At 69.2% G+C, this 17744-nt stretch carries 18 protein-coding genes; 10 read left to right on the plus strand and 8 right to left on the minus strand.

Going from position 1 to position 17744, the window contains the following annotated elements; genetic code table 11:
- Positions 1 to 169: 169 nt before the first annotated feature.
- Entirely contained in the window at positions 170 to 979 is an 810-nt protein-coding gene (locus PJ250_RS05825; protein ID WP_271647617.1) for an alpha/beta hydrolase family protein, read from the minus strand.
- Positions 963 to 2105 (minus strand): DUF3182 family protein, encoded by a 1143-nt coding sequence (locus PJ250_RS05830; protein WP_271647618.1) that lies wholly within the window; start codon positions 2103 to 2105, stop codon positions 963 to 965. The genes PJ250_RS05825 and PJ250_RS05830 overlap by 17 nt, the downstream gene beginning before the upstream one ends.
- Before the next feature lie 458 nt (positions 2106 to 2563).
- On the opposite strand from PJ250_RS05830, the gene PJ250_RS05835 reads away from it, so the two are divergent.
- Positions 2564 to 2815 (plus strand): hypothetical protein, encoded by a 252-nt coding sequence (locus tag PJ250_RS05835; RefSeq protein ID WP_271647620.1) that lies wholly within the window; start codon positions 2564 to 2566, stop codon positions 2813 to 2815.
- Between the two features lie 14 nt (positions 2816 to 2829).
- Here the strand turns inward: PJ250_RS05835 and PJ250_RS05840 are convergent, their stop codons facing one another.
- Positions 2830 to 3579 (minus strand): GntR family transcriptional regulator, encoded by a 750-nt coding sequence (locus tag PJ250_RS05840; protein ID WP_271647621.1) that lies wholly within the window; start codon positions 3577 to 3579, stop codon positions 2830 to 2832.
- Positions 3580 to 3716: 137 nt separating this feature from the next.
- Between PJ250_RS05840 and zwf the strand changes: the two genes are divergently transcribed.
- The 5 genes from zwf (at position 3717) to PJ250_RS05865 (ending at position 8724) form a co-directional block, all read left to right on the plus strand.
- Positions 3717 to 5201, plus strand: coding sequence for a glucose-6-phosphate dehydrogenase (zwf, locus tag PJ250_RS05845; protein WP_271647622.1), 1485 nt, complete (start codon positions 3717 to 3719; stop codon positions 5199 to 5201).
- Positions 5198 to 5914 (plus strand): 6-phosphogluconolactonase, encoded by a 717-nt coding sequence (gene pgl / locus PJ250_RS05850; protein WP_271647623.1) that lies wholly within the window; start codon positions 5198 to 5200, stop codon positions 5912 to 5914. The genes zwf and pgl overlap by 4 nt, the downstream gene beginning before the upstream one ends.
- Before the next feature lie 142 nt (positions 5915 to 6056).
- Entirely contained in the window at positions 6057 to 6575 is a 519-nt protein-coding gene (locus tag PJ250_RS05855) for a c-type cytochrome (protein WP_271647624.1), read from the plus strand.
- An 89-nt stretch (positions 6576 to 6664) separates the two neighbouring features.
- A complete protein-coding gene (locus PJ250_RS05860) occupies positions 6665 to 8356 on the plus strand; it encodes an ExeM/NucH family extracellular endonuclease (protein ID WP_271647625.1) in 1692 nt (563 codons plus the stop codon).
- An 83-nt stretch (positions 8357 to 8439) separates the two neighbouring features.
- Positions 8440 to 8724: a hypothetical protein gene (locus tag PJ250_RS05865; RefSeq protein WP_271647626.1), complete on the plus strand. Its 285-nt coding sequence runs from the start codon at positions 8440 to 8442 to the stop codon at positions 8722 to 8724.
- 12 nt (positions 8725 to 8736) lie between these two features.
- Here PJ250_RS05865 and PJ250_RS05870 read toward each other — a convergent pair whose 3' ends face one another.
- The 4 genes from PJ250_RS05870 to PJ250_RS05885 all read right to left on the minus strand — a co-directional run bounded on the left by PJ250_RS05870 (position 8737) and on the right by PJ250_RS05885 (position 11732).
- The gene (locus PJ250_RS05870; RefSeq protein ID WP_271647627.1) at positions 8737 to 9123 is read right to left on the minus strand and encodes a MerC domain-containing protein; all 387 of its coding nucleotides are present in this window, start codon (positions 9121 to 9123) and stop codon (positions 8737 to 8739) included.
- A gap of 63 nt (positions 9124 to 9186) precedes the next feature.
- Entirely contained in the window at positions 9187 to 10044 is an 858-nt protein-coding gene (locus tag PJ250_RS05875) for an EamA family transporter (protein ID WP_271647628.1), read from the minus strand.
- A 70-nt stretch (positions 10045 to 10114) separates the two neighbouring features.
- Entirely contained in the window at positions 10115 to 10447 is a 333-nt protein-coding gene (locus tag PJ250_RS05880) for an EF-hand domain-containing protein (RefSeq protein ID WP_271647629.1), read from the minus strand.
- An 85-nt stretch (positions 10448 to 10532) separates the two neighbouring features.
- Positions 10533 to 11732: a DesA family fatty acid desaturase gene (locus PJ250_RS05885; protein ID WP_271647631.1), complete on the minus strand. Its 1200-nt coding sequence runs from the start codon at positions 11730 to 11732 to the stop codon at positions 10533 to 10535.
- A gap of 131 nt (positions 11733 to 11863) precedes the next feature.
- Here PJ250_RS05885 and PJ250_RS05890 point away from each other — a divergent pair, with 131 nt between their 5' ends.
- The 4 genes from PJ250_RS05890 to PJ250_RS05905 all read left to right on the plus strand — a co-directional run bounded on the left by PJ250_RS05890 (position 11864) and on the right by PJ250_RS05905 (position 17065).
- Entirely contained in the window at positions 11864 to 12682 is an 819-nt protein-coding gene (locus PJ250_RS05890; protein WP_271647632.1) for an ABC transporter ATP-binding protein, read from the plus strand.
- 93 nt (positions 12683 to 12775) lie between these two features.
- Positions 12776 to 13588 carry a bifunctional DNA-formamidopyrimidine glycosylase/DNA-(apurinic or apyrimidinic site) lyase gene (gene mutM / locus PJ250_RS05895; RefSeq protein WP_271647633.1) on the plus strand — a complete coding sequence of 271 codons (813 nt, stop codon included), beginning with the start codon at positions 12776 to 12778 and terminating at the stop codon, positions 13586 to 13588.
- Between the two features lie 75 nt (positions 13589 to 13663).
- The gene (locus tag PJ250_RS05900; RefSeq protein WP_271647634.1) at positions 13664 to 14233 is read left to right on the plus strand and encodes an ECF-type sigma factor; all 570 of its coding nucleotides are present in this window, start codon (positions 13664 to 13666) and stop codon (positions 14231 to 14233) included.
- Between the two features lie 18 nt (positions 14234 to 14251).
- The gene (locus PJ250_RS05905; protein ID WP_271647635.1) at positions 14252 to 17065 is read left to right on the plus strand and encodes a serine/threonine-protein kinase; all 2814 of its coding nucleotides are present in this window, start codon (positions 14252 to 14254) and stop codon (positions 17063 to 17065) included.
- 43 nt (positions 17066 to 17108) lie between these two features.
- On the opposite strand, the gene PJ250_RS05910 is transcribed toward PJ250_RS05905, so the two are convergent.
- Complete coding sequence (locus PJ250_RS05910) at positions 17109 to 17732, minus strand: thymidine kinase (protein ID WP_271647636.1); 624 nt, start codon at positions 17730 to 17732, stop codon at positions 17109 to 17111.
- Positions 17733 to 17744 lie beyond the last annotated feature (12 nt).

A 17744-nucleotide genomic window follows, 5' to 3' on the forward strand; every position in this document is an offset into this window, starting at 1 on the left:
GACCCATGAGGGCGCCACGCATGGAGGCGCGGCGTGCCACGCGTACCGTGATTCTTCGCTTAGCTTTGCTCTGCAAGCGCAAAGAACGCGGGCTGGGCGCGGCAGGAAAGCGTTTGCTCAAAAAGCCGATTCCCAAAAAATCGTCAAGCCGCAATGCTCGGCCTCGCAATCAGTGCGAGGCAGAAGCCGCCTGTCCATCGCGCACCCGCTTGCGCTCGTTGATCTTCTCGCGTGCGGCGTGCTCGCGCGCGCCGACGACCATTTCGGTCAGCCACTTCACCAGCACCGCGGTGTAGGTGCGCTGGACCGGCTTTTCGGAGAAGCCGTGGTCCGCGCCGGCGATCACGCGCGAGGTGCGCGAGCGCGCACGGGTGAAGGCGGACATGTAGTTCTCGATCACCTGGTGCGGAATGATCTGGTCCAGCTCGGCCTCGACGATCAGCGCGTCGCCACGAAACTCGGCGCAGGCGCGCAGTGCGCGATTGTCCTTCCACGGCACCTGACGGTGACGGAAGGGGATCAGATCCGGATCCTGATGCAGCTGGCGCTTGGGCAGCTCCCAGCCTTCGTCCTTGTAGAGGGCTGGCGTGCGCAGCGCCAGCCAGCGCACCGGCCGCAGCGAAGACAGGATCGCCCCCAGATACGCGCCATAGCTGATCCCCACCACGGTGATCGCATCGGGATCGACATTGGGTTGCTTGACGAACCAGTCGTACGCCGCCAGCAGGTCGTCCAGATTCTGCTGCCGGGTGACCCGCTCGAGCATCTGTGCATCGCCGTCGTGGCCCCGCAGGTCGAAGGTCATGCAGACCACGCCCAGACCTGCAGCCTCGCGCGCACGCGCCAGGTCATGGTCCTGGCTGCCGCCCCAGCCGTGGACGAACAACACGCCGGGCAAGGCCCGGGCCGGTGCCAGCAGGGTCCCGGCGAGCCGGTCGTGCTCTACATCAAAGCCGATGTGTTCAAGGGTCACGTCCATCGCGCACGACCCTAGCGTATTTGGTCAGGGTCCCGAGTGAAGCGACTTCACCCCGGAAATAGACCTCCGCGTCGGCCGGTGCCGGGACATCGTCCCAGACCTCGCAGGTCATCGCGTCCAGCCATGGCACCTCTGGCTGGGTCACCAATGTCTCCAATGCCAGGATCTCGGCCGGGCTCGCCCCGCCGAAGCGCCAGGACTGCTCGAGCACGCCGCAGTGCTCCCAACCGTCGCCATCGCGCCCATGGACCACGTCGTAGTTGCGGCGCGAGGCGAAGAAGCCTGGATAGGCCTCGGACACCTGGGCTTCGTAGTGCTGCACCTTGGCGATGGCGTCGGCGGCCTGCGGCGGCAACGGCACGTGTTGCAGCTGGTCCAGTCCGCCACGGGCCACGCGCAGCGTCGAGCCGCCGTAGACCGTCTCGCCGCGCGGGTTCTCCACGGTGCACTGGGTACCGAAATAGGCGATGCAATGCCCGCCCACTTCCACCTGGCCAATGCTGAAGGTCTGCGCCTGCTCCAGGTTGAGCTCGGCAACCACGCCCTCGTCGATCTGTCCGAGCGGCACGGTAGCCAGCCACGCATCCAGCGCCTGCAGCGAATCCACCACCTGTTGTCCATTGCCGCCGCGTGCGTGGGCCAGTTTGCAGCGCACACGTCCCATCGGCAGCAGGCGGGAGACCGCCTGGATCAGGTCGTCCGGGGTAAACGCGGCGAAACCGGGCAGGACCGCGCTACCTAGCGCACTGCCCAGCCCAGGCGCCCAACCCTCCGGCACGTCTCCCGGCGCTTCGACCAGGCCATGGCTGATCACCTTGGTGGCCACGAAGGCATGCGGCACCACGCCACCGAAGATGTGTTCACCGCTGGTGATGCCGCGCATGGCGGCCTGTTCGCGGGTGAGGGTCTCCATGGGAATGAAATAGCCCGGCAGTCCCGGCAGTGCGCGCAGCCGGAAGTCGCGGCCCATCAGTCCCGCCAGGCGACGGCCGAAATACTCCACGCTGGCGCGCTCGTGCGGCGCGCGCGCTTGATCGATGAACAGCGGCGTGACCGCCGGGGCCTGCATCGACAGGCCCGCGCGGTCGAGCGCGGGTGCGGTACGGAAATCGAGAATCGCGTTCATGGCAGCTCCCTGGGCCTGCGTTTGGGGGAACGCGACCTCCGGCGGCGCACGGCGACCGGGGATCGCGGGAAGCGTGATGCGCTTGCAGGTGGTTGCCGGATCGGCCGGCACGGGAAGAGCGGTTACTTCTTCATTCGCGAAGCCTGACCCATCCGGCACCGCATTCTGATGTGGCCGGGGCAGCACCGAGGCGCGGAGGCGCGTCGGTACGTAAGCGTGAACTTGGCCCGAGTCTTGGTAGAACGACGTGAATCGTGCGCGAAATCCCCGCTTACATTTCGCTCACGACTGCAGAACGCGCCCGACGGCATCTTCGCGTTGGATCCAGGCGCGCCCTCCATAGAACCCGCGTCCTGGTCGTTCGACCATCCGACCCAGCGCAGCGTTCCGGACCAATCCTCACCGGCGCGCTGCAGTACGCACGGACAACACCGGTTCCATGCCCGGAGATGCAACCAATGACCTGGGAAGACCTCAGCCAGCGGCTTGATGCCCTGCACGAAACGATCGCCACGCATGGGCCGGCTCCGTTGGAGCAGACGTTCTTCGATGCCTGCGCCGCCGAGGCGACCGCCATCCTCGAACAGGCGGAGGACGCCAAGCAGGCACAACAGGCGATCGAGCGGATCACCGCGATCTTCGACGAGATCGGCGTGGATGCCCAACGCCTGCTCTCGGCTGGTCAGCGGCGACCGCTGGCCGTGGATTGAAACGACCGCAGGGACTATTCGCTCTGCAGCTCCGCCACGAAATCGTAGGCATCGCCGCGATAGAACGAACGGGTGAATTCCACTACACGCCCGTCGGCGAGAAAGGCGCGGCGCTCGACCAGCAGGCCGGGGGCACCGGCGTCGAGCTGGAGCAGCTGTGCGGGCTCGGCATCCAGCGCGACGGCGCGCAGGCGCTGCAGTGCGCGGCGCGGGCGGTGGCCATAGGTATCCAGCGCCTCGTACAGCGAGGCGCCGATGCGTTGCGGATCGGGCAACAGGGCGTGCGGCACCAACGTGCGTTCGGCGGCGATGGGCGCGCCATCCACGTGCCGCAGTCGATACAGCCGCACCACGCCGCTGCCGGGCGAGAGATTCAACGCCATGGCTTCTTCGGGGGTCACCTCTCCCAGGCTGCGTTCCAGGAAGGTGACCTGGGGATTGAGCCCACGTTCGCGCAGGTCATCGGTGAAGCTGGTCAGGCGCGAGAAGCTGCGCACGATGCGTTCGGACACGAAGGTGCCTGCGCCTTGCCGCTGGCTGAGCAGTCCCTGGTCGATCAGCCCCGACAGCGCCTTGCGCACCGTCACGCGCGACAGTTGCAGGCCGGTGGCCAGGTCGCGCTCGCTGGGCAGGCCATGGCCGGGACCGAGCACCCCGGTGTCGATGAGATGCTGCAAGGCGCGGCGCAGGCGCAGGTAGGCCAGTGTGCGGCTGGTTTCGGCCGACTGCAGGCGCTCGTATTCGGTGGCAATGGCGGAAAGCATGCCTCAATAGTACCAATGCGATACCAAGGCTTCAATCCAGGACGAATCGACCAGTCCAACAGCGCCAGGACTGGGAGGCGTGGTAGCGCGGTGGTATCGTCTTGCGCGTTTTCTTCCTTCATCGACAAGGCCGTGCCGTGACCGCCAAGACCGTACCCGTGGACAGCTTTGACCTGGTGATCTTCGGAGGCACCGGCGATCTGGCGTTGCGCAAGCTGCTGCCGGGTCTGCTGCGCCGCTACGCCGATGGCCAGATCCCGCAGGACAGCCGCATCATCGGCGTGGCGCGCGATCCGCAGGATGGCAGCGAATACCGCGCCAAGGTCGGCGAGGCGCTGGAGAAAATCGCCGAGGGCGACACGCTGCTGCGCGCGCGCCTGCCGGCCTTCCTGCAGCTGCTGGACTACCGCCCCCTGGATGCGACCAAGGACGAGGGCTGGGAGGAGTTCGCGACCCTGCTCAAGCAGTCCGGCGAAGACCGCATCCGCGTGTTCTATCTGTCCACCAGTCCGAGCCTGTTCGTCGACCTGTGCTCGCGCCTGCGCGACGCCGGCCTCAACAGCGGCAATGCGCGCGTAGTCCTGGAAAAGCCCATCGGCAAGGACTCGCGCAGCGCCGCGGGCATCAACGACGCCGTTGGCGCGGTCTTCAGCGAGGCGCAGACCTTCCGCATCGACCACTACCTGGGCAAGGAGACGGTGCAGAACCTGCTGGCGCTGCGCTTTGCCAACATCCTGTTCGAACCGCTGTGGAACGCCAACCGCATCGACCACGTGCAGATCACCGTGGCCGAGACCGTTGGCCTGGAAAAGCGCGCGGGCTATTACGACACCTCAGGCGCACTGCGCGACATGGTCCAGAACCACCTGCTGCAGCTGCTGTGCATGGTCGCCATGGAGCCGCCGGCCACGCTGGAGGCCAACGCACTGCGTGATGAGAAGCTCAAGGTGCTGCGCTCGCTCAAGCCGATCACCTCCAACGAGGTCAGCCATGTCACCGTGCGCGGCCAGTACCGCGCCGGCGCCTCCGGCGGCCAGGCCGTCCCCGGCTATCTGGACGAGCTGGGACGCACCGACTCGCGCACCGAGACCTTCGTAGCGATCAAGGCCGAGGTCTCCAACTGGCGCTGGGCCGGCGTGCCGTTCTACCTGCGCACCGGCAAACGCCTGCCCGAGCGTGTCTCGGAGATCGTGGTGGCCTTCCGGCCGGTGCCGCACTCGTTGTTCGACGCCGGCGCCGGCACCGCACAGCCCAATCGCCTGGTGTTGCGCCTGCAGCCGGACGAAGGGGTCAAGCTGTGGCTGATGATCAAGGACCCCGGCCCGGGCGGCCTGCGCATGAAGTACGTCCCGCTGGACATGAGCTTTGCCGAGGCCTTCGGCGTGCGCCAGCCCGAGGCCTACGAGCGCCTGCTGATGGACGTGGTGCGCGGCAACCAGTCGCTGTTCATGCGCCGCGACGAGGTCGAGGCCGCGTGGGCCTGGATCGATCCGATCCTGGAGGCGTGGGAACAGCTGCCCGAGGCGCCCAAGTCGTACACGGCCGGCTCCTGGGGCCCCAACGCGGCGGTGGCGCTGATCGAGCGCGACGGTCGCACCTGGCATGAGGACGCCGGCACATGAGTCTGGCCCTCCCTGCCTCGCTGGCCCAGGTCCACGCCTGCGCCGACCACGAAGCCCTGGCCCAGGCACTGGCCGCCTCGGTCGCCGACCAGCTGCGCGCGGCGCTGGCCGAACGCGGCCGTGCGGTCCTGGCCCTGTCCGGCGGGACCACGCCGGTGCGCTTCTTCCAGGCCCTGGCCGAACAGCCGCTGCCGTGGAAGCAGGTCGCCATCACCCTGGTGGACGAGCGTTGGGTGGACGAGACCCAGCCCCGTTCCAATGCCGCCCTGGTCCGTGAGCACCTGATGTACGGCGCCGCCGCGGTGGCCAGCTTCCTGCCGCTGTACCGCAACTACGGCGAGGATCCGGCGCAGGCCCTGCCCGAGCTGGAAACCGAGCTGGCGCAGCTGCCGCTGCCGCTGGACGTGGCCGTGCTGGGCATGGGCACCGATGGCCACACCGCCTCGTTCTTCCCCGACGGGGACTACCTGGCCCAAGCCCTGGACCCGACCGGGATCGCCAAGGTGCTGCCGATGCACGCGCCGGGCGCGGGCGAGCCGCGCATCACCCTGACCCTGCCGGTGCTGGTGGCCGCCCGCCACCTCTACCTGCACATCGAAGGCCAGGAGAAGGCCCAGGTCATCGAAGCGGCCGTGGCCGCCGAGCCGGGTCCGCCGATCGCCGCGGTGCTGCGCGCGGCCTCCGCGCCGGTCCAGGCCTACTGGTGTCCTTGAGGGGCGGGCCACAGGCCTGCTTATAATGCGGGCCGTCGCTGCCTGACCGGTGGCGACACCCGGGCGCCCCCACGACCGGAACATTCGCTGGATGATCGAGTGTTTTCAGCCACGCCGGTGACGGCGCTGCCAAAGGTGGACTGTGCGCAACTATGACCTGGAGTTCCTCAAGCGCTTCTCGATGGTGATCGGGATCCTGGCGGTGGTGACCGTCGGATTGATCATCGGGGCGTATTTCCTGTCCAAGACCATCCCGGCGGAAGTCTCGCCGGTGGCGGCCAAGCAGACCCAGAGCCGCATCTCGCCGGTGGGCGCGGTCTATGCCGGCGCCACCGGAGCCGCGGCCCAGGCCGCCGCCGCGGCCGCCGCGACGGCCGCCGCCGCCGCACAGGGGGCCTATGGCGGCACGCTGGACGGCAAGGAAATCTTCAACCAGCTGTGCACGGCCTGCCACACCGCCGGCGTGGGCGGGGCGCCCAAACTGGATGCGGCCGGCTTCGGTGCCCGCGCCTCCAAGGGCAAGGACACCTTGTACAAGCACGCCATCGAGGGCTACACCGGTCCGGACGGCGGGGTGATGCCGCCCAAGGGCGGCAACCCGGGCCTGAGCGAGGCGCAGATCCACGCCACGGTCGACTGGATGCTGGAGCAGTCGAAGTAACGCGCGTCATCTGACGCAGGCACAATCGGGAGTTCCGACGCCGCCTTCGGGCGGCGTTCTCGTGTCTGCCTTGGCCTTGTGGAACCCGCATGTCCCCGATCCGCCCGCTGTTGCTGTCCGCCTGCCTGAGCGCGCTCTGCGCCGTCGCCGCCCCCGGCCTGGCCGACACCCCATTGAACATCGGGCAGCTGCCCACCGCGGTCGACGCCAGCGCGGTCACCGTGCGCGGCGTGCTCACCGCGGACCTGCGCACCGGACTGGGCGGCCTGTTCGTGCAGTCGCCCGGCACGGGCGACGGCGATCCACGCACGCCCGAAGGCCTGTTCGTGCAGGTCCCGGCGGACATGGCCCTGCCCGCCTTGAAGGCCGGCCAGACGCTGGAGCTGCAGGGCAGCCTGCACGCTGTCTCTGGCGCGAGGACGCTGGCACTGGCGCATCTGCGCGTTCTGCCCGGCAAGGCGACGGCACCGGCGATCACCACGCTGACCGCACCGCCGGCCGACTGGGCGGCACTGGACGGCATGCGCGTGCGCATCGACGCGCCGCTGACCCTGGACGGCACCGACACCCGGTATGGCCAGACCATCGCCAGCTTCGGCGGACGCCTGTGGACCCCCGCGGAGCAAGCGGTCGCCGGGACCCCGGCCTTCGCCGCGGTCAACGCCGACAACGCGCGGCGCCGCATCGTGCTGGACGATGCAAGCGACGCGCGCGATCCCGCCACGCTGCCCTACCTGCCAGCCGGGCCGGTGCGCACCGGATCGGTCGCCACCGGCGTGGAGGGGATCGTCGACTATCGCCACGACGCCTGGCGCCTGCAGGTCACCCAGCCGCTGCATGTGCAGGCGGCGGCGCGCCCATCGCCGCCCACGGTGCCGGGCAACCTGAGGATCGCGGTGTTCAACCTGGAGAATCTGTTCAACGGCGATGGCGCCGGCGGCGGCTTCCCAACCCTGCGCGGGGCCAAGACCGAGGCGCAGTGGCATGCGCAGGTCGCCAAGCTCATCGCCACCCTGACGCCGCTGCATGCCGACATCGCCGCACTGATGGAACTGGAGAACGACGGCTACGGACCCCGCTCGTCGCTGGCCCAGTTCGTCGATGCCCTCAATGCCGGTGGCGGCGACTGGAGGTACGTGGATGCCGGCAGCGGCCCCGGCGACAACCCGATCCGCGTGGGCCTGATCTACCGCGCCTCCAAGGTCACTCCGGTCGGCAAGCCGGTGGTGCTCGAAGGTGGCCCATTCGCCGAGCACAGCCGGGTGCCGTTGGCCCAGGCGTTCCGGCGTGGCGACGGCCCGGTGTTCGTGGTGGCCGCCAACCACTTCAAGTCCAAGGGCTGCCGCGACGCCAGCGGCGCCGATGCCGACCAGCACGACGGCGCCAGCTGCTGGAACGCCACGCGTACCGACTCGGCGCGCCGCGTCGACGCCTGGCTCAAGTCCGATCCCACCGGCCAGGGCGCCACACGCAGCCTGATCGTCGGTGACCTCAACGCCTACGCGCAGGAGACCCCGCTGCGGACCCTGCGCGCCGCTGGCTGGGCCGACGCCTTCGCCCTGGCCAAGGTCGAGGCTCCTTACAGCTACGTCTACGATGGCCAGAGCGGGCGCCTGGACCACGCATTGCTGTCCCCGGACCTGGCGGCGCACCTGAAGGGTGCGGCCGAATGGCACGTCAACGCGGACGAGCCCTTCGACGTCGGCTACGAGGGCCTGGACGCGGCCGGCCCGTGGCGCAGCTCCGACCACGACCCGATGCTGCTGGGCTTCGATCTATAGCCGACGGAGGACGAGGGCTGGACCTGACCACGCGCAGCGATGCCGAGATCCTGGCCGTCGTCGAACCGATCATGGATCGGCTGATGGCCGCGTCCACCGCCATCGACTATGCAGGCCACGTACGTGACTTCACCCCGCGCCTGCTGGCGCAGTTGCCGCCGGAGCGCTTCGAGACGCTGTGCCATGCGTACCAGGCCGAGCGCGGGACGTTCGCCGGGCGCGAAGTGGTCGCGGTGTTCCGTCGACCCGCGTCCATCGCCGTGATCTGGCGCCAGGGGTTCAACGGGGTCGCAGGCGAGTTCGTCGCCGAGCGGGGCCTGGTCGAGCAGGATGGCCGCTCTCTGGTCGATCACGTCATGGTGTTCTGACCGCGGCTGCCCTTAGCCGTTGGCGCAGGTCGCATGCGGACGGCGGCGCCAGTTCCAGACATGCGCGCTGGCCAGCAGCAGGCTGCCGGTCACGGTGAGCGGCGTCTCCAAGGCATGCAGGACGGCCCCGGCCACCAGGCCGGTCAGGCCCAGCAGCGCCAAGGCCACCAGCGCCGGCGGCAGGGGGCGGTGCCGGTGCGCGCGCCACAGGGCGGTGCCGGCCAGCGGCGCGGCGATGGCCGCGAACACCGGATGGACCCATTCGGCCTGTGCCCAGGTCCCCAGGGCCGGCAACAGCGCGGCCAGGACAGGCAAAAGCAGGCAGTGGGCCAGGCACAGCATCGACAGACCGATGGCGGAAGCGTCGCAGGCCGCATGCGCGGCCGAGGAAGTTTTCATGGGGGACGACCCTGATTTCGTTACATTGTAACGATACAGGAGGCGTCAAGCCCCCCGCCGGCGTCAGCCCATACCCCGGCTAATCAGGGCGATGGCCAGCACCGCCAGGGGAATCGCCAGTCGATTGAGCCGGCCCAGACGCTCGCCGAAGCCCGCCACGCCCACGACGGTCCCCACCAGCACCACGCCGATGTTCATCGCCGCGAACACCGTGGCCGGCGCATGCGGCAACGCGCGATGCGCGGCCAGGTAGAACCCGATGTTGGCGAAGTTGAGCGCGCCCAGTCCCAGCCCGGCCGCCAGGCTGCGCAGTCGCAACGGCGTGCCCTGTGTGTGGCGCCACAGCTGCCAAGCCAGCATCGGCACGAAGGCGATGGCGAAGGTCGCCAGCAACGAGGCCGATAGCGGTGCGCCGTCGGCGGCAATGCGCTTGAACAGCACGTCGGTCGTGGCCCAGCCCACCAGCACCACCAGCGGCAGGCCCCACGCCGGCGCTTCCAGGCTCGCGTCGCCGCGCGGCCGCGCCAGCAGGCAGGGGATCGCCACCAGGCCCAGGACCAGCCCCGCCACCTGCCAGGCACCGGCACGCTGCCCGAACAGGGTGAAGGCGGCGATCAGCGACAGCAGCAGCGACAGACGCTGGGCGATATCGGTGCGCACCACGCCGGCGCGCCGGATCGACGCGGCCAGCACCAGGAACAGGCCCGGCAGCAGCAAGCCCAGCGGCAGCCACCAGCGCCACGGCGCGCCCTCGCCACGCAAGGCCTCCAGCGGCGGGTGCAACAGAGCCAGCGCCAACACCGTGCCGGCCAGGTAGTTCCAGGTCACCGCCTGTGGCACGTCCACCTGCCAGCGTGGCGCCAGCCGGAACAACACCGACACCGCCACGCTGCACAGCACGGCCAGCAACACGAACCACATCGCCACACCACCAAGAACGCCTTGAGAAGGCGCGCATTATCGCCGCCGGCCACACAGGCCGTATGCCTGCCTATTGCGGCGGGGCGGCCAGTTCGCGGGCATCCAGGTACCCGTCGTGGTTGCGGTCCTGGCGGCCAAACCGGGTCCGCAACTGCTCGACCAGCACCGCACGCGAGACCGGCTTGCCGCGGCTGCCGGGCAACTCGGCCCCTTCCAGCACGCCATTGTGGTCGGCATCGCGCGCATCGAAGGCGTAGGTCATCCAAGCCACGTACTCGTCGACGCTGACCCGGCCGTCATGGTCGGTGTCCAGGCGCGCCAGATAGTCCGAGGTGCGATCCGGCACCTGGGCCAGGGCCGCAGGCACGCAACAGGTCAAGGCGATCAGGAGGGGCAGGCGCATGGTCGCCAGTGTCGCAGGAGCCAGAGCCGGAAACGACACGCCCCGGACAGGCCGGGGCGTGTGCAAGCCGGGCAAACCGACCGATTCAATGCGCCAGGGCGTAGCCCTTGAGCCGGCGCGAATAGGCCTGCAACGAGGCGATGCCACTTTCCTCGGCCTCCTTGCACCACTGCTGCAGCTGGCGCAGGCGCTCGGCGGCATCGTTGGAACGTGCCTCCAGGACGGCGGCCAGACGCTTGCGATGCTCCACCAGCGCCTGCATGCGCGGCCGCTGCGAGACCCAGGAATGGAGGGCATCGCGCGCATCGGGCTTGAGCCAGCGACCGTCGTCGACCAGACCGCGACGCATCCGGCTCGGCAGCAGCTGGCGCAGCTTCTGCCCGGCGTTGGCGGCTTCCTCGGCCAGCACCGGCTTGAACACATTGCGCTGGTAGTCGGTCATGGCCTGGAAACGGTGCGACAGCAGCGCCTTCAGGGTATCCGCATCCGGCACGGCGATATTGGGGCGGATGTCCAGGCGTGGGGCCACGCGCAGCACCTTGGCCAGACGCAGCGCTTCCAGGCCCTTGATCGCGGCCCAGCCGATATCGAACTCGAAGCGACGCATCGCAAAGCGCGCCGAGCTGGGGAAGGCGTGATGGTTGTTGTGCAGTTCCTCACCGCCGATCCAGAACGCCCATGGCGTCAGGTTGGTCGAGGTGTCGGCCGATTCGAAGTTGCGATAGCCCCACCAGTGTCCCAACCCGTTGACCACACCGGCGGCCCAGAACGGGATCCACGCCATCTGGATCGCCCACACCGCCACGCCCGGCAGGCCGAACAGCGTGGCCTGCACCAGCAGCAGCAGCACCGGCCCCCAGTTGGCACGCGGGGTGTAGAGGTGACGCTCGATCCAGTCTTCCGGCGCACCGCGCCCGTACTGCTCGATGTCGGCACGCTGGCCGCGCGCTTCGCGGTACAGCTCCACGCCTTCCCAGAACACCTTGCCGATGCCCTTGGCTTGCGGGCTGTGCGGATCCTCGTCGGTCTCGACCTTGGCGTGATGCTTGCGATGGATCGCCACCCACTCCTTGGTGATCATCGAGGTGGTCAGCCAAGTCCAGAAACGGAAGCCGTGGTTGAGCACGGGATGGAAATCCACGCCGCGATGGGCCTGGCTGCGATGCAGGTACAGGGTGACCGAGAAGATGGTCAGCTGGGCGCACACCAACAGCACCAGCAACAGCTCCCACCACGTGAACTGCAACAGCCCGCCGGTCAGCAGGTCGATCAGGGTTGCGTGCATGTGTTCCCCCTCCAGGGACGAAGCGCCGGCAGCACGCGCGACGCAGGCCTCCATAATGGAGCCTCCCACCGCAAACTTCACCCGTCGCGGACGTATGGCGTTCAGCCCGTGCACGGTGTCCCCAGGAAATCATGCCGTCCGTCACTGAGTCATCTTCCCCCAATGCCCTGATCGAGCTGGACAACGCCACCGTCGTGCGCGGCGAGTCGCCAGTGCTGCATGCGCTGGACCTGCGCATCGTGCTGGGCCAGCACACCGCCCTGCTGGGCCCCAACGGCTGCGGCAAATCGACCTTCATCAAGCTGATCAATCGCGAGCTCTATCCACTGGCGCGCGAGGGCCAGGCCCCGGTGCGGGTGTTCGGCCAGGACCGCTGGAACGTGACCCAGCTGCGTACGCGCCTGGGCGTGGTCACCAGCGATGCCACCCGCGACCTGCAGGAGATGTACCAGCTGCGGGTGGAGGACGCGATCGTCACCGGCTTCTTTGCCAGCTTCGTCCTGCCCATCGATCAGGAGGTCACCGCCGAGATGCGCGCGCGGGCGGCCGAAGCGCTGGCCCGGGTAGACGGACAGGCGCTGTCCGGACGCCTGGTCGCCGAGTTGTCCACCGGCCAGATGCGCCGGGTCCTGATCGCCCGCGCCCTCGTTCACCAGCCGCAGGCCCTGTTGCTGGATGAGCCCACCGCCGGGCTGGACGTGATCGCCCAGCGGCAGTTCTGCACCTTGATGGGCGAACTGGCCGCCCAGGGGATCACCCTGGTGCTGGTCACCCACCACCTGGAGGAGATCGTGCCGGCGATCGACCGCGTGGTGCTCATGCAGGACGGTCGCATCGTCGCCGATGGTTCCCGCGCCCAGACCCTGACCGCCCCCCTGCTCTCCCAGGTCTACGGGGGGCCGCTGGACGTGCGCTGCGAGCGTGGCATCTACCGCGCCTGCGCCGCCTGAGCCGCACCCTGGCCTTGGACGCCGCCCGGCACGGCCCCACCTGTGGGGATCCGGCCGGTTCCTGCGACCGCGGTGATTCCAGGACCTCTGCCCATGCCCGAACTGCCCGAAGTCGAAACCACCCGCCGCGGTCTGGCCCCGCACCTGGAAGGGGCGATCGTGCGCGCGGTCCTGCAGCGGCGCGACGACCTGCGCTGGCCGATTCCCACCGAGGTCCGCGCCCATCTGCCGGGCGCGCGCATCGACGCGGTCCGCCGCCGCGCCAAGTACCTGCTGCTGGACACCCAGGCCGGCAGCGCCCTGCTCCACCTGGGCATGAGCGGCAGCCTGCGGGTGCTGCCCGCGGCCACGCCGGTGCGCGCGCACGACCACGTCGACCTGGCGCTCGACAGCGGCCAGGTCCTGCGCTTCAACGACCCACGCCGGTTCGGCTGCCTGCTCTGGCAGGCGCCGGGCACGGTGCATCCGTTACTGCGTGACCTGGGACCCGAGCCGCTCTCGGACACCTTCGATGGGGCCTATCTGTTCGCCCGCAGTCGTGGACGCAGCGCCCCGGTGAAGACCTTCCTGATGGACCAACGCATCGTGGTCGGCGTCGGCAACATCTACGCGGCCGAAAGCCTGTTCAGCGCGGGCATCCACCCGCTGCGGCCGGCAGGCAAGGTGTCCCGGGCGCGCTACGACGCGCTGGCCGACGCGGCGCGGGCCATCCTGTCTCACGCGATCCAACGCGGCGGCACCACCTTGCGCGACTTCATCAGCCCGGACGGCGCGCCGGGCTACTTCGAGCAGGAGCTGTGGGTGTATGGCCGCGGTGGGCAGCCCTGCAAACGCTGCGGCAGCGCGCTCAAGGCCGAGCAGATCGGCCAGCGCACCAGCGTGTGGTGCCCGCGCTGCCAGCGCTGAACGAAGACGCGGTTACGGCACCGGGCCGGCGCCAGGGCGCTATGATTCACGCGGGGAACCGAGGGACGTGCAGGTATGGAACGCGGGGCCGACATCACTTCGTGGCTGGATTCTGCGCGTGCGGGCGACCGTGCGGCGCTGGATCGCGTGCTCTCCACGCTCTACCAGGAACTGCACACCATGGCACGCCGGCAACTGGCGGGTCACCAGGGCCATACCCTGGACGCGACGGCGCTGGTCCATGAGTCCTATCTCAAGCTGCTGGGCGCGCAGGGCGCGGCGCAGTTCGATGATCGGGCACATTTCTTCGCCTACGCCGCCTCCTCGATGCGTTCGGTGGTGGTCGACTACGCGCGCAGTCGTCTGGCGCGCAAGCGTGGCGGCGACCTCAAGCGCGTGGCCGAGATCCCAGAGGACGTGGAAAGCAACCTGCTTCGGCTGGACGAAACCACCCTGGCCCTCAACAGCGCGCTGGACAAGCTGTCCGATGCCGATCCGCGCCTGGCCAAGGTGGTGGAGATGCGCTATTTCGCCGGCCTGTCCGAACTGGAGATCGCCGAGCTGATGCAGCGCTCCGAGCGCAGCGTCCGCCGCGACTGGCAGAAGGCTCGCCTGTTCCTGCTGGCCGCGATGCAGGACGAGTAACCGGGCCTGGGACGCGCGATGGACCCTGCCCGCTGGAAGCGCGTCTCCCCGCTGCTGGACCTGCTGCTGGACATGAATCCAGAGCAGCGCGCGCACCAGCTGGAACGGGTGGCGCAGGAAGACCCGGACCTGGCCGAAGACGTCGCTGGCCTGCTGGCGCTGGAGGAAGACAGCGAAGAGGCCTGGCCGCCGCCCCTGCACGAGCCCCAGCCAACCCTGCGCGCCGGTGCCCGCATCGGGCCCTACCGCCTGGAATGCATGCTCGGCGAAGGCGGCATGGGCATGGTCTGGCGCGCCGCGCGTGCCGATGGCAGCTACCAACGCCGGGTCGCGCTCAAGCTGCTCCGCCCTGGGTTCGCGGACCACCGCCTGCGCCTGCGCTTCTCGCGCGAGCGCGACATCCTGGCCCGGCTGGAACATCCGCATATCGGCCGCCTGCTCGACGCCGGTGTCGGCGAGCAGGGCCAGCCCTATCTGGCGCTGGAATACGTCGAAGGCCTGCCCATCACCGAGTACTGCCAGCAGCACGCGCTGGGCCTGGAGGCGCGCCTGGCCCTGTTCCGCCAGGTCTGCCAGGCGGTCAGCCACGCGCACGCCAACCTGATCGTCCACCGCGACCTGAAGCCTTCCAACATCCTGGTCACCGCCGAAGGCGACACCCGGCTGCTGGACTTCGGCATCGCCAAGCTGCTCGACTCGCCCGAGGGTGGCGGCGCGCGCACCGAGCTGCGGGCCTTCACTCCGCACTATGCCGCGCCCGAGCAGATCCGCGGCGAGCCGGTCACCACGCGCACCGATGTGTACGCCCTGGGCGTTGTCCTCTATGAGCTGCTGGCGGGCACCAAGCCCTACCGGCTAACCGGCGAATCGTCCCTGGAATGGGAGCGGGCGATCGTCGGGACCGAGCCTCCCCGGCCATCGCAGGCCGTGCTGGGCATGGACGCACCAAAGGAAATGCGGGGCGAGCTGCACCGCCAGGCCCGCCGCCTGCGTGGTGACCTGGACCGCATCGTGCTCAAGGCGCTGCTCAAGAAGCCCGAGCACCGCTACCCCTCGGTCGAGGCGCTGTCCTCGGACCTCGGGCGTCACCTTGAAGGGCTCCCGGTACAGGCGCGCCGGCAGAGTATCGGCTACCGCCTGGGCAAGTACGTCCTGCGTCAACGCTGGTGGCTGCTGGCGGGCAGCCTGGCCTCGCTAATCCTGCTGGGCGCCGCCGCCATCAGCCTGCGCCAGGCCAGCCAGGCCGTGCGCGAAGCCCAGCGTGCCCAGGCGATGCAGGATTTCGTGATCGGGCTGTTCGACAGCGCCGGCGCCGCTCCACGCGGCGACGCCTTCGATACCCGCAAGCTGCTGGAGCTCGGGGTGGCGCGTGGCGAGCGCGAGCTGGCCCAGCAACCCCTGGCCCACGCCGAACTGCTGGCGGTGGTGGCCCGGCTGCGGATCGGCCTGGGCGACTACGAGCAGGCGCTGGCGCTGCTCGAACATGCCCAGGCGCTGCTTCCTCCCGACGGGCAGGCGCCTGCCAATCTGCAGTTGCAGATCGCCGCCCAGGAAGGCCGCGCGCTGCGACTGCTCGATCGCGGCGACGCCTGTGCGCACAAGCTCGCCCCGCTGGAGCCCTTGACCCACAAGCAGCTGACCGACGATGCGGAGGTCGCGGACTTCCTGTCCCAATACGCCCGCTGCCTGCGCCCCCGTGGCGACCTGGACCTGGCGCGCCAGCTGTTGGACCGCTCGCTGGCACGACGCCAGAATCAGGGCGACGAGGTCGGCGTGGCCGAAAACATGCTGGACCTGGCGATGCTCGATACCGACCTGGCTCGGGAACAACAGGCACTGGAGGGCTACCAGGCCGCGCTGGCGCACCTGGACCAGCATTCCGGACGCGAGCATCCGCTGGCCGTGGAAATCCTGCGGGCCTTGGGTGCGGCCTGGCGGGTCCGCGGCGAGACCGCACGCGCGCAAAGCACCTACCAACAGGCGCTGGCGCTCTCCAATCGCCTCAACGGCACCGATCACCCGGTCACCCTGAGCCTGCAGCGCCAGATCGTCGCCCTGCAGGTGGATATGGGCCAGATCCGCGCCGCGGCCGCGCGCATGCGCATTTTGTTGCCCGAGACCGAGCAGGTGCTTGGGCCGCACCACCGGGAAACCGGCCTGGCCTGGAACACGATGGGCATCATCGCCTGGGAGCAGGACGATCTGGAGGCCGCCCAGCGCGACATCGCCCACGCGGTGGAGATCTGGCGCACGCCGGAGGGCGCCGGACAGCTGGCCGGCGGACTGTTCAACTACGGACGGGTCCTGCACGCCGCCGGCCACGACGGCCAGGCCCTGGAAGCCCTGCGCGAGGCGCGCACCCTGCGCATCGAGAACTACGGCGCCAAACACCCCCTGGTCGGCGATACCGACCGCATGATCGGCCAGATCCTCGCCGACGGCGGCGCGCCGGAGAAGGCCGAATCCTGGTTCGAAAATGGGGCAACGCTGATCCGCAACGGTTACCCCGCCGACCATCCACGCCGCCTGGAGGCCGAGTTGGCCGTGGCCCGCAACCAGGCGCGCCTGGGCCAACTGGAACCAGGACTGTCCCGCATGGACGCCCTGGCCCGACGCGCCGGAACCGGCAGCGAGGCCATCCGCCTGCGCTGGAGCGCGAGCGCCTACGCGGCCGAGGCCCGCTGCAGGATCAACGCCTCTAGCGCCCCGCTCAAGCAGTTGGATGCCTTGCTGGAACAGATCGGCCAGGCGCGCCCGGATGGCGGCACCCTGACCCGTGAGATCCAACAGATCCGCGATCGCTGCGCGACCCAGCGACTGGCCCAGCGCTGAAGCGACCGCAGGCGTGCCATCGATCAGGAATTGACGATACGCCCTAGAGCGGTAACTTGGCCTGCAGCGGAGGGGCCATCGCCGACTCGCCGCGGGTGATCTTCTTGTACTCAGCGCGGCTGACCGACACGTAGGCCTCGTTGCCGCCGATTTCCACCTGCGGACCGTCCTGCACCACCCGTCCCTGACCATCGACGCGCACGGTCATGGTCGCCTTCGCGCCGGTGTGGCAGATGGTCTTGATCTCGCTGAGCTCGTCGGCCCAGGCCAACAGGTACTGGCTGCCCTCGAACAACTCGCCGCGGAAATCGGTACGCAGTCCGTAGCACAGCACCGGGATGCGCCGTTGGTCGACCACCTCGCTCAGCTGCCAGACTTGGGAGCGGGTGAGGAACTGCGACTCGTCCACCAGCACACAATGCAGCGCCCCGTGCGCGGCGATATCGGCATCAACCACGCCCAGCAGGTCATCGTCGGCACCGAAGGCGGTCCCTTCGGCACGCAGTCCGATGCGCGAGGCCACCACGCCGGAGCCGGCGCGGTGATCCAGGCGCGGGGTCAGGATCAGCACGCGCATGCCGCGCTCCTGGTAGTTATGCGCCGACTGCAGCAGGGTCGTGGTCTTGCCGGCGTTCATCGCCGAATAATAGAAATAGAGCTTGGCCATGGCCGTAATTCT

Source organism: Pseudoxanthomonas sp. JBR18, from assembly GCF_028198165.1.
GTDB lineage: Bacteria > Pseudomonadota > Gammaproteobacteria > Xanthomonadales > Xanthomonadaceae > Pseudoxanthomonas_A.

Excerpts from the sequence above, each read along its gene's own strand:
- pgl (WP_271647623.1), top strand. The coding sequence starts at position 5,198 with ATGAGTCTGGCCCTCCCTGCCTCGCTGGCCCAGGTCCACGCCTGCGCC.
- PJ250_RS05840 (WP_271647621.1), bottom strand. The coding sequence starts at position 3,579 with ATGCTTTCCGCCATTGCCACCGAATACGAGCGCCTGCAGTCGGCCGAA.
- PJ250_RS05825 (WP_271647617.1), bottom strand. The coding sequence starts at position 979 with ATGGACGTGACCCTTGAACACATCGGCTTTGATGTAGAGCACGACCGG.
- PJ250_RS05875 (WP_271647628.1), bottom strand. The coding sequence starts at position 10,044 with ATGTGGTTCGTGTTGCTGGCCGTGCTGTGCAGCGTGGCGGTGTCGGTG.
- PJ250_RS05900 (WP_271647634.1), top strand. The coding sequence starts at position 13,664 with ATGGAACGCGGGGCCGACATCACTTCGTGGCTGGATTCTGCGCGTGCG.
- PJ250_RS05870 (WP_271647627.1), bottom strand. The coding sequence starts at position 9,123 with ATGAAAACTTCCTCGGCCGCGCATGCGGCCTGCGACGCTTCCGCCATC.
- PJ250_RS05880 (WP_271647629.1), bottom strand. The coding sequence starts at position 10,447 with ATGCGCCTGCCCCTCCTGATCGCCTTGACCTGTTGCGTGCCTGCGGCC.
- PJ250_RS05865 (WP_271647626.1), top strand. The coding sequence starts at position 8,440 with ATGGCCGCGTCCACCGCCATCGACTATGCAGGCCACGTACGTGACTTC.
- PJ250_RS05860 (WP_271647625.1), top strand. The coding sequence starts at position 6,665 with ATGTCCCCGATCCGCCCGCTGTTGCTGTCCGCCTGCCTGAGCGCGCTC.
- mutM (WP_271647633.1), top strand. The coding sequence starts at position 12,776 with ATGCCCGAACTGCCCGAAGTCGAAACCACCCGCCGCGGTCTGGCCCCG.
- PJ250_RS05910 (WP_271647636.1), bottom strand. The coding sequence starts at position 17,732 with ATGGCCAAGCTCTATTTCTATTATTCGGCGATGAACGCCGGCAAGACC.
- PJ250_RS05905 (WP_271647635.1), top strand. The coding sequence starts at position 14,252 with ATGGACCCTGCCCGCTGGAAGCGCGTCTCCCCGCTGCTGGACCTGCTG.
- PJ250_RS05830 (WP_271647618.1), bottom strand. The coding sequence starts at position 2,105 with ATGAACGCGATTCTCGATTTCCGTACCGCACCCGCGCTCGACCGCGCG.
- PJ250_RS05885 (WP_271647631.1), bottom strand. The coding sequence starts at position 11,732 with ATGCACGCAACCCTGATCGACCTGCTGACCGGCGGGCTGTTGCAGTTC.
- PJ250_RS05890 (WP_271647632.1), top strand. The coding sequence starts at position 11,864 with ATGCCGTCCGTCACTGAGTCATCTTCCCCCAATGCCCTGATCGAGCTG.
- PJ250_RS05835 (WP_271647620.1), top strand. The coding sequence starts at position 2,564 with ATGACCTGGGAAGACCTCAGCCAGCGGCTTGATGCCCTGCACGAAACG.